Raw genomic sequence first — 13,902 nt, 5'->3', positions numbered from 1 at the left:
CGTATTGTACAATACGCGAGCGGGGACGCTCGCACTACAATAAAAAAATGCTTTTTACAAAACTGAGATGCTCCCAGTCTCTTCTTTGTGGAACAGGCCGGAAAGCCTGTTACGAAAAAATGTATCAGCCACTGCTTTTTACCCCAAACATCCGGGATAGCCCACAGTTTTTAAATTTAAGACTGCGATTTTTCCAAAGCTTGTATTACTACTTCAGCCTTTGCAGTCCAACCAATAATACCGCCTTGGGCGCGAATCATATCGATCGCACTCTGTTTAAACTCTGGAAAGTAGCTGGCTGTAGCATCCTCAACAAGTAAACATTCAAACCCCCGATCGTTAGCCTCACGCATAGTTGTCTGAACGCAAACCTCAGTCGTGACTCCAGTAAAAATTAGGTGACTAATCGCTTTTTCACGCAGTATTAATTCCAAATTAGTGTGATAAAAAGCCCCCTTGCCTGGTTTATTAATTACTATTTCATCAGGCATAGGTGTCAATTCTGGGATAATTGAATTCCCCGGCTCCCCCAAAATTAAAATTCGTCCCATTGGGCCTCGATCGCCAATTTTTAGTTTACTTTGACCCCGCTTTTGCTTAGAGGGAGGACAATCAGAAAGGTCAGGTTGATGACCTTCAATAGTGTGAACAATAGGGAGATGGCGATCGCGAAATGCCTCTAACAACTGCTTTACCGTTGGTACGATCGCCTGTAATTGGCTGACATCATTGCCTAAAGCTTCACCAAATCCCCCAAGCTCCAAAAAATCTCGCTGCATATCGATGATAACCAAAGCCACACCGCCAGAGACTGGCAGTTCATAATCATAAGGTTGGGCAGATATTAAGACCATAGCGATATAGGTTTTTCCCAAATTACTAGGACTATGCAGCCAGCTTGGCTGACAACACTGTGGTTACTGTTAGGCGGGTTAATGACAAAGGTTCCGGCTTGGTGTTCGCCATTTTGGTCAGTTTGCGATCCAGTTAGTACATAAATATGTTCAAAACCAGTATGCGTGTGCCTTGGGACACTTGCTCCCGGCTGATACCGCAATAGAGCAGCAGCCGATCCACTTTGGTTGTCACCATAAAGTCGGTAGATTTCAACCCCATCACGAAATGGTTGCCAAGCCAACTCATTCTGCCACGTCGCGATATTAGGTAAATCCTTAAGGATAAAAGCTTGGTTCAGTAGTTCAGTCATAAAAGCCTCGCGGTAACTTGGAAACCCAGTGGCTTTAGCCCTGGGAGGAAAAGGGACACGGGATACTAAAGTATCCCGTCAACAGTCTTAAAACCCATAATTGTACCCATCCTTTTGATGAATAGAAGAACAATATTTGTGATTGATTCCTTGGACTAATCCTTGGGCTGTTGACACATTAAAACTGCCAGATGAGCGGACAGCCACTCGGCCCGTATAAGTACCCATCTTTTTGCCCGAAGTAACAAGGGCTTTTACAATATCCCCTGTCTGGAAACCCTTAACAAACTTAAACCTAGGAACGTACCTAGAAGGGAATCCAAATTTATCCGTGCGGCACATTTGCCTTGAACCATGCCCCGTGGCTTTGATATTTAAAGGCTGATTCGCTGACACGGAAATTTCAGGTGTATTGCCTACGCAAGCAGCATCAAAGAAGTGGGTTTTTGGCAGTTCTAAGCGTATGCGATTGAATTTAGTCAACCCGCCAGAGCCTGTAACAATCTTTTTACCTGTCGCTTTTAATCGATTGAATAAAGCCCATCGAGTCGAGTTAACAGCAGTGGCATCCTTCAACGGACGTTTAGCTTGTTCCACAATTTTTTTCAAAACATCGGGTTTTTTTGCTAAGAATATCTTGATGTCTTTAGTCCCTTTTTTTGTGTTACAAGGTTCGCAAGCTAAGCATAGGTTAGATATTCTATTAGTTCCGCCCGACGCTCTAGGATGAATGTGTTCAACTTGTAGCGGTACATTCTCTATGCCACAGTAAGCGCACCGCCTATCCCATTTGGCAAGAAGATACTCGCGGACTTCGTAGCCTTGCAACTCTCCTTGTTGATACTCAATCCCTGAAATCTCTGGGTTTTCCATTTTTTGTAAATCAAACCTAACCAATTCCTGAAAAATCGTCTTAACGGGTGCAAGCTTTGATAGTTTGTTGACCCAAGTTAAGGTCGTATCTACTCGGTGCTGGAGGCTGGGAGCCAACCAACCTTTGGATCTAGTTCGGTTCAAAAATCTCGCTTGGCGATACCTTGTCTGGCGACTTCTGCGGTTGCGTCGCAGAGAACGACGCGACTCTAGCAATGCCTTAATTGCTTGAGGGCGATGGGTTAATTCGGCTACCCAGATTAGATGGGAATTCAGAAGCAGAGCAAACCCCGTAACTTTTGAACCGGGGTCAATCTTTAAAGTAACAAGCTGCGGGTCTTGAGCTACCTTTTTTCTCAAAATTAGAGTGAAAGGATAAAGCCTAAACACTTTACATTTGCCAACCTTTAACAGTTTGCGTGCCAAAGATGGTTTGCATGGTGTTAGTGGTTTGCGGTTAGCATCTAGAACAAAAACGTAATTTGGTTGGATAGACATTGTTGTGTCCCTTCGATTTCTCGTAAAGTTCGCTTTGCCAATGTTATAAGGGCTTTTTACGCTTGCAACACTATTCCAGTGACCTTAGAATTGTTTAATTGCAAACAACAGAGCGGAAAACTAGCGTCGCATTTTCCGGTGTATTGACCCCAACAACGTAGCCACTTAAGGCTTAGGCGGGTAAGCACGGCTTCAGCAAATAAACTGAAGCCCCGTGTCTTTAGACCGGGGTTGCTTACAGGTATTCCAAAATTGATTAGTGTCCTGCCATACTCTTACCTATCTGAACAAAATCTGCATCTGCGATCGCACTTTCATAAGTAAAATTCCCGCCACTGATTACCAAAACCCGATCGGACAACTTCAGCAGTTCATCTAAATCTTCGCTCACCAATAACACAGCTACACCTCGGTTGCGAGCCTCAATAATCTGACCGTGAATATACTCCACAGCAGCAAAATCAAGACCAAAGCAAGGATTCGCGGCAATTAGTAACTTAATATGTTCGGCAGAGAGTTCCCGCGCTAACACTGTGCGCTGTACATTTCCCCCCGACAGATTGCCGATAGGCGTATCTGGCGAAGGCGTTTTAATTTTGAAAGTATTAATTAAGCTCTTAGCCGCCTGCCTAATTTCTTTCAGGATGAGTAAGATACTTGCTTTAGCTTGGGGAGGGCGGTCAAACGTCCGCAGCGCTAAATTTTCAGCTACACTCATGTGTGGCACACAAGCATTATGAAGGGGTTCTTCTGGTAGTGCGAAAACCTGATGTTTAAACATCTCGGCTCGTGTTGCCGTATAAACTTCGCCATTAACCAGCACATCTCCACCTGTAGCAGAACGCTGACCAGCCAACACCTCCACCAGTTCCCGCTGACCATTGCCAGAGATACCTGCAATCCCAACAATTTCGCCACTGTGAACTGTGAGATTTATTCCTGTCAATACCTCCATACCGTTGTCTTTATTGGCATGAAGGTCTTTAACTTCAAGAATAGGAATAGTCGTTGGGGGGGCTATCTTTTCAACTTGTGTTGGCTCACGCCTTTCACCCATCATCATTTCAGACATATCCGAGACAGTCAGATCCTTTACCAAACCCTGACCTGCAAACTTCCCTTTACGCAGCACCGTGATGCTATCGCAAAACGCCATCACTTCCCGGAATTTGTGGCTGATAATTAACACGCTTAATCTTCCGGCAGTAACTTCTGCGCGCAGTAAACCTAAAACCTCATCCGCTTCCTGCGGAGTCAGCACCGAAGTAGGTTCGTCCAGAATCAAGATCCGACTCTGAAGATATATCTGTTTAAGAATTTCTAGCTTTTGTTTTTCCCCCGCAGCTAATTGAAAGACCGGAGTATCTAGAGGAACTTGGAAAGGAGCAGTTTTCATAAAAGCCTTCAACCGATCGTACTCGGCTTTCCAATTAATCAAATTGGGGCTATCAAAGCGGGACAAAACCAGATTTTCCGCTACAGTCATCGCAGGCACAGAGGTGAAGTGCTGGTAAACCATGCCAATGCCGTACTTATGAGCATCGCGAGGACTTGCGATCGTGCTTTCCTGCCCATCAATCAAAACTTGGCCTGAAGTAGGAGTATAGAAACCCATGACACATTTAACAAGGGTACTTTTGCCGGCTCCGTTCTCGCCCAGCAAAGCATGAAACGTCCCTGGTTTTAGCGTCATCGAGAAGTTATCAAGTGCAGTCATCGTGCCAAACCGCTTAGTCATGTTAACCACCTCTAGTTCTGGTGGTTGAATAAAGTTTTGAATTTGGAATTTTGAGTCGTGAATTTCCAGTGCTAATTTTCGATCTATAGAATCAGTTACTTCCGTCATGTTTTTGTCTCCTTTGTAAAGTTTCCAGCTTATCGGCTACTTATGAGATTTAAATTTTTAGTGAGAGCGTCGGGCTCATTTCAATCTTTGAAGTATTAATCTCACGTAGTAATATTTGCCTTCTTATCTGCGTTTATCTGTTTTCATCGGCGGTTAAGATTTAACCCCTGATTCCTACCGATAAAGTTTCACATCACTCTTAAACTCCCGTTCCTATATAACATAATATAACTTGATTTTTTCCTCACAATTCATCATTCAAAGCTTTGATAAAAGCTTCTGAATCAGCAACCGTTCCAAACACTCCTCCCTGCATCTGGATCATCTTAAGTGCCGCCAAATGGTTGCCATAATCTGTTGCGCCCGTACAGTCAGATAAAAGCAAACATTCATAACCGCGATCGTTTGCATCTCGCATTGTGGTATGGACGCAGACATCGGTTGTAATGCCAGCCAAGACAATATTTTGAATGCCCTTACGTTTCAGTAACAAATCTAAATCCGTAGCATAAAACGAACCTTTTCCAGGCTTGTCAATCACCGCTTCTCCCGGCAAAGGCGCGAGTTCTGGAATGATTTCCCAGCCTGCTTCACCTCGAACGAGAATTCTACCGCAGGGGCCGGGATCGCCAATTCCGGCGTTAATTTGGCGCGATCGCCACTGCTTGTTTTCTGGTAAATCTGCCAAGTCGGGGCGGTGTCCTTCGCGGGTGTGCATGATATGGAAGTGCTTCGCCCGTGCGACTTCTAAGACTCGCTTGATTGGCTCAATAGGAGCGCGAGTCAGTGACAAGTCGTAGCCCATCTTGTCAACATATCCACCAATGCCGCAGAAATCAATTTGCATATCAATTATCAGCAGCACCGTATTTTCTGGGCGCAAATCGCCATTGTAAGGATAAGGATATGGTTCAGCTTCTACAAAACGTCCCATGTTTATCTTCCTTGCGATAAATTCCTGTTTTACGTGTTAGTTCCTAAAGATCCAGGCGCGCCTGTCAAAGTTCGTTTCGGCGAACAAGTAATAATCATGATCGCCAGCGTCAGGATGTAGGGCGAAGCATTGAATAAGTAGTAATAGGAATCTACCCCTACTGATTGCAAAGCGGGGCCGATCGCCTGTGCTCCCCCAAATAGCAACGAGGCGTATAAGCACTGAACTGGATTCCAACGGGCAAAAATTACCAGCGCTACCGCCATCAGTCCTTGACCACTAGAGATGCGTTCTGTCCAACTACCGGGATAGTAAAGGGATAAATAAGCACCACCAATTCCAGCTAAAAAACTGCCCGCGATAATGCAGAGCATACGAACTTTATTAATGGAGATTCCCATTGCTTTGGCAGCATCGGGACTATCCCCAACTGCACGAATGAATAACCCCCAGCGAGTTGATTTAAAGAACCACTGCATGAGAGGGGCGATCGCTACACCTAACAAAAATAGGGGACAAATTTGTAGCGCTGATTGCACCGGAGGCAGATGACTCCAAGCACCCAGAGGTAAACTCGGCAACTGGGTGGCACTTGGTTGAATAAAAGGTTTGCCAAAAAAGAAAGCAATGCCGCTACCAAAAATAATCATGGCGATGCCTACGGCAATGTCGTTTACTTTTGGTTGTATGCACAGCCAAGCGTGGATACAACCTAGTACCATGCCCGCTAGACCAGCGGCTAAAACACCTAACCAAGGCGATCCAGTCTGATAAGAAATAGCATAGGCACTCATCGCACCCGTTAACAGTGTCCCTTCTAACCCCAAATTAATCTTGCCGCTTTTTTCAGTTAGGCATTCGCCCAAACTGACGAACAAAAATGGAGCGCTACCCCGCAAAGTTCCTGCTAAAATACCTAAAGGTACTCCCCACCAACCTAATACTTCTGCTGCCATTGTGGATTCCTCCGATTTGAGATTTTGGCTTAATACCAATTTTTTATGAGGTTGCATAGAATCCGATCCCCCCTAGCCCCCCTTAATAAGGGGGGGACAAGATTCTTCTCTTTCGTCCCCCTTCTTAAGGGGGATGCGAGGGGGATCGAGATATGTGCAACTTCACATTAAATTGGCTTAACGTATTGCTTAGACAGTGGCTATTGATGGCTGCTCGCTAGAAGGTGGCTGCTGAGGGCGATCGGTTGACTGTTCTTTGAAAAATGGCAAACGTCCGTAGAGCGATTCGCTATACAGAACTACCAAAAATACCAAACCTTGGAACACTAAAACCGTTGCATCGGGAAGTCCATGTGCCCGTTGCAAGATGCCACCACTAGCCAGAATGCCGCCAAGCAGAATTGCCACAATAGTCGCAGCCAGAGGGTTGTGTCGAGCAATGAATGCGACTAAGATACCGCTGTAGCCATAGTTAGCATTAAGTGATTCGTTAGCTCGACCATGCACGGCTGCGACTTCCACCATGCCTGCCAAACCCGCACAAGAGCCAGCTAAGAAACAGATTGCCATTGTCAACTTGCCGACAGGAAGTCCGGCAATTCGAGCAGCGCGGATGTTACCTCCTGCTGTCCGCGCTGCAAAGCCAAATGTAGTACGTTGGATCAGGAAGTAGGCGATCGCACAAGCAACCAACCCATAAATTAGACCGTAGTGAACGCGGGTTCCTGGAATATTTCCTAACATATTCACATCAGGAATCGGGTAACTAGAAATTTTATTGACACTGCTGGGGTCACGCATCACGCCGCCGACTAAATGATTCAGCAGGGCGATCGCAATATAGTTCAACAACAAGCTGCTAATTGTCTCATTCACTGCCCGGTAATAGCGCAAAGCTCCCACTGCACCAATCCACACACCTCCACAGACAATTGCTGCCAGCGCCATTGCAATTTGGACTAACGTCGGCGGTGCAGAAGATAAAGCCAGTCCAGCGGCTACAGCCCCCAGACCCCCAACTACTAAAGCGCCTTCGTTGCCGATAATCACCAACCCCAAACGGGCAGGCAAAGCCGTACACAGGGAACTCAACATCAACGGGGCAGCCCTGATCAGAGTGTTTTGGAATGAATGCCAACTGCCAAACGCTGCTTTGTAGATTGAGGCATAGACAGCAAAGGGATTAGATCCAGCCGCAGCACAAAAAATTCCAAACAATACCAATGAGAAGAGGATGGCGGCGATCGGGATACCAACCGCTTCCAAAGTTGTACGCCAGTTTTGACGGTTAATCATCATCATAATAAAACATGAATTACTAAGAAAATGATGAGTGTTGAATGAAAAACTTGCTTGTATAGCAGTTGCCGACGGGCGTGAAATACTTTCTTAGGAATGAGAATTAAATAACTTACAATGCGTGATAGTTCTTGTGGGATGGGCGTCCCGCCCGTCCAGAAAGGGCGGGCTATAAGCCCAACCCCTACTCCCCACAAACTTCTGTAAATTATTTAATTCGCGATCCTAATTAACTCGTAACTTTGCCGATGACGCCTGATGCCAGCCAATTCATCTTTTCTAGTTCTGCGTCTTGCTGCTTGTAATCCTTACCTTCAGCAATCACAACTTTCCCGGTGTTATCTTTTATTTCCCCCTTATAAATGACCATGCTGCCATCAAGAAACTTACTCTTAGCAGCATCAGCATCCTTTTTCGCTTCGGCAGTTACGGCGCTACCGTAGGGCGACAGCTTCAAAAAACCATCCTTCAAACCACCACGTACTAAATGGGGAATGCCTCCGTTCATTAGCGTCTTGCCAGCATTAAGCATTTCAGCATACTTAGAATAGACATTCGTCCAGTCCCACTCGGCACCTGTTAAATATCCTTTGGGCGCAAGTTGGGCTTGACTCGCATGGTAGCCAGTACAGAAAATGCCTCGTTTCTCAGCGGTTTCTATCACCACTTTGGGGCTATCTACGTGACAGGTAATTACATCAACACCCTGGTCAGCCATACTATTAGCAGCATCAGCTTCTTTAACAGGCAAAGACCAATCTCCTGTAAAAATCACCTGAGTTGTAACGTCTGGCTTAATGCTACGTGCCCCTAAGGTAAAGCTATTGATATTGCGTAATACTTGCGGTATGGGTTTAGCAGCAATAAATCCTAATTTTCCGGTTTTAGAGGCGTGGGCGGCAACAATGCCTGCTACATACTCACCCTCATCAATGTAGCCAAAATAGCTGCCAACGTTATTTGGATGTTTACCTTCCTGATAAAGTCCACCGCAGTGAAAGAATTGTACCTCCGGGTAATCCTTTGCCAGTTTCAGAATATGCGGGTCAAAGTACCCGAAGGACGTAGGGAACAGAACTGTTGCCCCATCTTGTTCGATCATGTTCCTCATGGTTTCTTGTACCGATGTAGTTTCAGGAACATTTGCTTCCTCTACGGTTTTTACCCAGGCTAATTTTGAAACCCCAGCGTTCCCTTCGGCTTGGGCTTGATTGTAGCCGTAGTCATCTTTGGGGCCAACATAAATAAATCCCATCACAATTGGCTTATCTTTTGCAGCCGAGTTTGCTTGAACCTCTTTAGCAGGAGTACATCCAGTCCAAAGGCGCGAGGTGACTGCAAACGCTGTAGTAGATAAAATCCCACGAATTACTTGACGCCGAGGTATAAACAATGACTTTTGGGTACTCATTCTCTATGTTCTCACTAAAAGTATTTAAGAGGAATTCATAGCTAAGCTGTAACGCTTATACTTGCTGGGACTTGCTAGATAGATTCACGCTACATTTGCCAGCTTTTATTCGAGCTATTCAGCAATGAGATTAAATGCGTTAATAACTATTTACATTCACATCACATCGTGAATTCAATGAAAAAGATACATGGTAAACCAAAACTAATTCTAATATAAAATTAGTTTTTGCTGGAAAGGTTCTTTTAGGAAAGTCGAATCCCCTAAAAATTAATGATGTTTATCATATCCCAATTACTTTTAGTGGTAACTTTTTTTATAAAAACTTAATAATATTCGCCAAATTGTCTCCCAAAAAGTTCGCTAGAAACAAAATTAAACAATAATGTTCACCACAAACAAAAAATAATTTTTGAGTTCGGACAGGCAACTAGCTTTTTAGTCTTGGACGCAACTTAAAAATAAGTCTAGGCTGAATCAAAAACAATAGAAATCCATATTATAAAATCAGAAAAAATGTTATTGATTTCTAATAAGAGTCAATAATCCGAGCAAGTTTTATGAGGACTGAAGTCTTCACTACCAACTCTATAACGGTTCTTGTACCGGAGATGTTGCACCATTCTCAATAAGCTTTTTATGAACAGGCTTTTCGGCCTGTTCCACAAGAAAATTCAGTCTTTGTGGAACAGGCCGAAAAGCCTGTTCTTGAGAATGGTGCTCTGGGCGTGAGTTGTACCGGAGTTGACACTCCCCAGCCTAAAGGCGTGGGGATTCTTAATTCATCGACTGACCTTTAAGCGCTATGTCCTTTCGGCACTTCTTAAACCTTTCAACCGTACAAAATACCAATTGACGAGTTCAACTCACAGCAACCCGCCTAGGGTCTATCTCCAAAAGCGTACTAGGATATTTACCTAGAGTTCGGGTATGCCCTACCCTACTTAACAAGACTAAATAGTTTGTTTCTCTGGTTAAAGGAACTGTGTTAAGCCCCTAGCTGTTTATAGAGTTTTCGCCACTCTTTGTCCCCCGGTTTACGCGCCAAAGTGTGTCGTTAACTGTTTTTATGCACGATGGCGCAGGAGTTTAACCTTGACTACTCTAGTCTACTAGAAATTTCCTGAGTTTTAGGAAGGGATTTAAGAAATTAAAGCCGTCCTAGAAGGACAGGGTTTTAGACCCAATTTCCTTGATAATATTACAGATTGCCTTTAAGCCCGATCGCCGTAACAATAGTCCACGCATCTACCAACAGCAGCAGCAGCGTACATAAAAGTAAAATAAGATACATCCAAGGCTGGGACAAAGGGCGGACATCTCTAGTATCAATACCTGTTTTTGCTTCCACCAAACCGACTAATTTACCAAATCCAGCCACTCGCATGGGCAACAAATAACCTTCACCCGAATGACTCAAAAAATAGTAAACTAAACCTCCTTGACCAGTCGATCGAGGTTTGAGAGCTTTTACCTCAGTCCAAGGTAGCGACCAACCCTTGCGAAAAAAACGCGGAAACCATTTGGGATATGTGACTTCAATCCCTTCCTCGCTCAAAATTACCCTTTCACTGAGCACGCCGTACAAGCCCACAGCGCCGACAACAATTGCCGCCCAGAGTGCGGCCGGGGGAACCGGTGCTTTCGTTACTTCCGACAAAAAGGGCAAGGGAATTGTCAGGGCTGTGTACAAGCTCAACAGCGTGATTCTAATCAGGGGAGAAAGCCGGAATACCGCCGGCTCAAATACTGGGGCAGAAGATGGGGAAGAGGCAAGAGGTTGTGCTGACATGGCTGACATTCGAGAAGCTGTTTAATGATATTTTTGCACAGTTGTCGAGCCCGCCAACACAACTCAGGGAAATAGGAAAAACCGGACAATATTTCCAGTTGTGAGTTTTGATCTAAAATTCATTTCAGAAACTTTGATTCTTAACTGTTGAGTTTTTACCGCTTTGCAGAAGTTGGAATTTTGAGCGCGGAGTTATCAATTAACTGACAATTTATAACTCAAAACTCACAACAGCGATTAATCGACGGCGGTTAGTGCCGGTACAGTCAAAGGTTCTGAGATTTCTCGGGATTTGGGGCGGCCGGTCATGGCTGTTCGATCGCCCTGAGCTGCCTCTGGGGATCTGCTAGGATTGACGTTTGAATAGGGGCCTTCGTTAATCTGCAAGCGATCGCAAGGAATTTTATCCGACAAAATTGCACTGGCCATCATCCCGGTGTGAATTTCCAATGCTGCAGCGGGCATCGCTTCAAACACTAAGCGCTGTCCGGGAAAAACTACTCGTTCAAAGTACCAGTTAGGAATGTTGGCGATGCGAGCAATCTGAATCTGACTGGTGGCATTGACGTAGCAGCACAGAATCTTGCTGTCGGTGTCTGAGGGTACGGGGTCAAGAATTTGAGCCATAACTGCTGAGGGAGCCTTGCCTAAAAGTTTTAGTTATCTTCTCAGGCTAACACTAGGCGATCCCGGCTACTGTAAAGCCGACTACCAACTCCCGAATACATGAGAGAGCGATCGAACTTAAATTAAAATCTAACCGGATAAATATCTGCTTTTTGACTCCTAGCTGGGATTTTCATTCAAAATACGCTGTATTGACTTAAAAATTAGCTTTTTTCTGCTGCTCTCGCCGATCGACACCAACAAGCTCGGCTTTTAGCCAGTTTAAAAAAATTTAAGAATATTTAATGTCAAATTGCGAAAATTAGACATATTGTAAAGTTATATTAAAAGAATATTAACATAGCTGAAAAAGTTCCACTTTAGGATATGGCAATCATGGAAAACCGAGAAAACCGAGTCCTGTACGTTCGCCTCCCTTGCAATCCGATTTTCCCGATCGGAGTTGTCTATCTTTCGGATCACGTACACAAGCTGTTTCCCGATGTCGAACAACGCATTTTTGATTTAGGTGCCGTACCCCCCCTGGATTTCGCTAAAGCTTTGGATGCCAGCATAGACGAGTTTAAGCCGACGCTGCTGGTTTTCTCTTGGCGGGACATTCAAATTTACGCGCCCGTGGGCGGCAGGGGCGGCAACCCGTTGCAAAATGCCTTCGAGTTTTACTACGCCAAAAATCTGCTGATCAAGTTCCGGGGAGCACTCGGAGGACTGCGTTTAGCAGCGTCTTACTACACCGAACTCTGGCGCAATTTGGGACTGATTAAGCGTGGATTGAAGCGGGCCCGGAAATACCGCCCCGAAGCTCGTGCAGTGGTCGGAGGCGGTGCTGTGAGCGTGTTTTACGAGCAGTTGGGCCGCAGTTTGCCCACGGGAACTGTGGTTTCGGTGGGAGAAGGCGAAGCTTTGCTGGAGAAGTTGATTAAGGGCGAAGATTTGGCAGATGAAAGATGTTATGTGGTGGGAGAAACCGTGCCGCGCGCGAAGCTAATTCACGAAAAACCAGCCAACATCGAGAAAAGTGCTTGCGACTATAACTACATCGAAACGATTTGGCCGGAATTTTCCTATTATCTACAGGATATGGACTTCTACGTGGGAGTCCAAACCAAACGCGGCTGTCCTCACAATTGCTGTTACTGCATTTATACGGTGATTGAAGGGAAACAAGTGCGGATCAATCCGGCGGATGAGGTGGTGGCGGAGATTCGGCAATTGTACGATCGAGGTATCCGCAATTTCTGGTTTACCGACGCTCAATTTATCCCAGCCCGCAAATTCATCGATGATGCAGTTGAATTATTGCAAAAAATCATCGCCGCCGGTATGGACGACATACACTGGGCTGCTTACATCCGTGCGGACAATCTCACACCTGAGTTGTGTGATTTGATGGTAAAAACGGGGATGAATTACTTTGAAATCGGCATCACCAGCGGTTCCCAGGAACTGGTTCGCAAAATGCGGATGGGTTACAACTTGCGAGTAGTTTTGGAAAATTGTCGCGATTTAAAAGCAGCCGGTTACAACGATGTGGTTTCGGTTAATTACTCGTTTAACGTCATTGACGAAACCTTTGAAACTATCCGGCAAACTATTGCTTATCACCGAGAATTAGAGCGAATTTTCGGAGTAGATAAAGTAGAACCCGCTATTTTCTTTATCGGGTTGCAGCCGCACACAATTTTGGAAGAATACGCCTTTAAAAAGGATATTCTGCAACCGGGTTACGATCCCATGAGTTTGATGCCTTGGACAGCGCGCAAGTTGCTGTGGAATCCCGAACCTTTGGGTTCGTTTTTCGGGCAAATTTGTTTAGAAGCTTGGCAGCGTAATTCCAATGATTTCGGCCGCGAAGTGATGGCAATTTTGGAGGAAAAACTCGGCTGTGCGGATTTGGAAGAGGCATTAACCGCGCCTGTGGAAATCAAAGACAAACAGTTGGCAGCAGTTAATTAATTATCAGGTTCGCAGTCAGGACGACCGTCCTTGAAAAAAGGGGAAATGGAAGAAAAAATGTGTTTTCTGTTTCCCTTTTTATTATTCAATAAATAGGTAAGTGCAAATAAACATTACCGTGTAATATCAAATCCGCCCTTCATCGTCCTGTATTCATCTCTCTGTTCTCTGACCGAAAGCATCCAGGATACCCGCCACGTGATTCATTCCTTCGCAGACTCAGGACGGAGAAATAAAAAACCTGTATGCGATAAACAAGCCCCCGAATTTATCCGTGGGGTCAATTCTTTAATCTAAAATCTAAAATCTAAAATCTAAAATCGATTGACTCTGCGTTCTCTGCGTTCTCTGCGGTTTAATCATTCCAATGCAACCGGAATTGATATAACAGAGTCAGTTCGCGACATGGGGGCGCTTATTCCCGGTTTCTAGGGCGTCGGTTCAGTATTAGGAGTTGACAAAACAAACTGAAAATGATATGTGAATTGAAAAGCCTGTTAAAT

The 13,902-nt window shown here is 44.9% G+C and carries 11 protein-coding genes; 1 reads left to right on the top strand and 10 read right to left on the bottom strand.

What is annotated here, in order from left to right:
• Positions 1-176: 176 nt before the first annotated feature.
• The 10 genes from QT992_RS31455 to QT992_RS31410 all read right to left on the bottom strand — a co-directional run bounded on the left by QT992_RS31455 (position 177) and on the right by QT992_RS31410 (position 11,443).
• Positions 177-854: a cysteine hydrolase gene (locus QT992_RS31455; protein WP_333342411.1), complete on the bottom strand. Its 678-nt coding sequence runs from the start codon at positions 852-854 to the stop codon at positions 177-179.
• Positions 845-1,207 (bottom strand): cupin domain-containing protein, encoded by a 363-nt coding sequence (locus QT992_RS31450; protein ID WP_333315596.1) that lies wholly within the window; start codon positions 1,205-1,207, stop codon positions 845-847. The genes QT992_RS31455 and QT992_RS31450 overlap by 10 nt, the downstream gene beginning before the upstream one ends.
• Positions 1,208-1,294: 87 nt before the next feature.
• Positions 1,295-2,578 (bottom strand): RNA-guided endonuclease IscB, encoded by a 1,284-nt coding sequence (gene iscB, locus QT992_RS31445; protein ID WP_333315597.1) that lies wholly within the window; start codon positions 2,576-2,578, stop codon positions 1,295-1,297.
• A 256-nt stretch (positions 2,579-2,834) separates the two neighbouring features.
• The gene (locus QT992_RS31440) at positions 2,835-4,424 is read right to left on the bottom strand and encodes an ABC transporter ATP-binding protein (RefSeq protein ID WP_333342414.1); all 1,590 of its coding nucleotides are present in this window, start codon (positions 4,422-4,424) and stop codon (positions 2,835-2,837) included.
• A gap of 244 nt (positions 4,425-4,668) precedes the next feature.
• The gene (biuH, locus tag QT992_RS31435; protein WP_333342417.1) at positions 4,669-5,358 is read right to left on the bottom strand and encodes a biuret amidohydrolase; all 690 of its coding nucleotides are present in this window, start codon (positions 5,356-5,358) and stop codon (positions 4,669-4,671) included.
• 29 nt (positions 5,359-5,387) lie between these two features.
• Positions 5,388-6,371 (bottom strand): ABC transporter permease, encoded by a 984-nt coding sequence (locus tag QT992_RS31430; RefSeq protein WP_333342419.1) that lies wholly within the window; start codon positions 6,369-6,371, stop codon positions 5,388-5,390.
• Between the two features lie 132 nt (positions 6,372-6,503).
• A complete protein-coding gene (locus QT992_RS31425; protein ID WP_333342421.1) occupies positions 6,504-7,616 on the bottom strand; it encodes an ABC transporter permease in 1,113 nt (370 codons plus the stop codon).
• A 226-nt stretch (positions 7,617-7,842) separates the two neighbouring features.
• Positions 7,843-9,024 (bottom strand): BMP family ABC transporter substrate-binding protein, encoded by a 1,182-nt coding sequence (locus QT992_RS31420; RefSeq protein WP_333315604.1) that lies wholly within the window; start codon positions 9,022-9,024, stop codon positions 7,843-7,845.
• Between the two features lie 1,201 nt (positions 9,025-10,225).
• Entirely contained in the window at positions 10,226-10,816 is a 591-nt protein-coding gene (locus QT992_RS31415; RefSeq protein WP_333315606.1) for a hypothetical protein, read from the bottom strand.
• Positions 10,817-11,053: 237 nt separating this feature from the next.
• A complete protein-coding gene (locus tag QT992_RS31410) occupies positions 11,054-11,443 on the bottom strand; it encodes a DUF1830 domain-containing protein (protein ID WP_333342424.1) in 390 nt (129 codons plus the stop codon).
• Positions 11,444-11,818: 375 nt separating this feature from the next.
• Here QT992_RS31410 and QT992_RS31405 point away from each other — a divergent pair, with 375 nt between their 5' ends.
• Positions 11,819-13,399, top strand: coding sequence for a photosystem II high light acclimation radical SAM protein (locus QT992_RS31405; RefSeq protein ID WP_333342427.1), 1,581 nt, complete (start codon positions 11,819-11,821; stop codon positions 13,397-13,399).
• Positions 13,400-13,902 lie beyond the last annotated feature (503 nt).

Origin of the sequence: Microcoleus sp. T3_D1 (assembly GCF_036700405.1) — a bacterium.
Taxonomy (GTDB): Bacteria; Cyanobacteriota; Cyanobacteriia; order Cyanobacteriales; family Microcoleaceae; genus Microcoleus.
The sequence above is the reverse complement of the archived record's forward strand: the minus strand, read 5'-3'. Positions and strand labels throughout refer to the sequence as shown.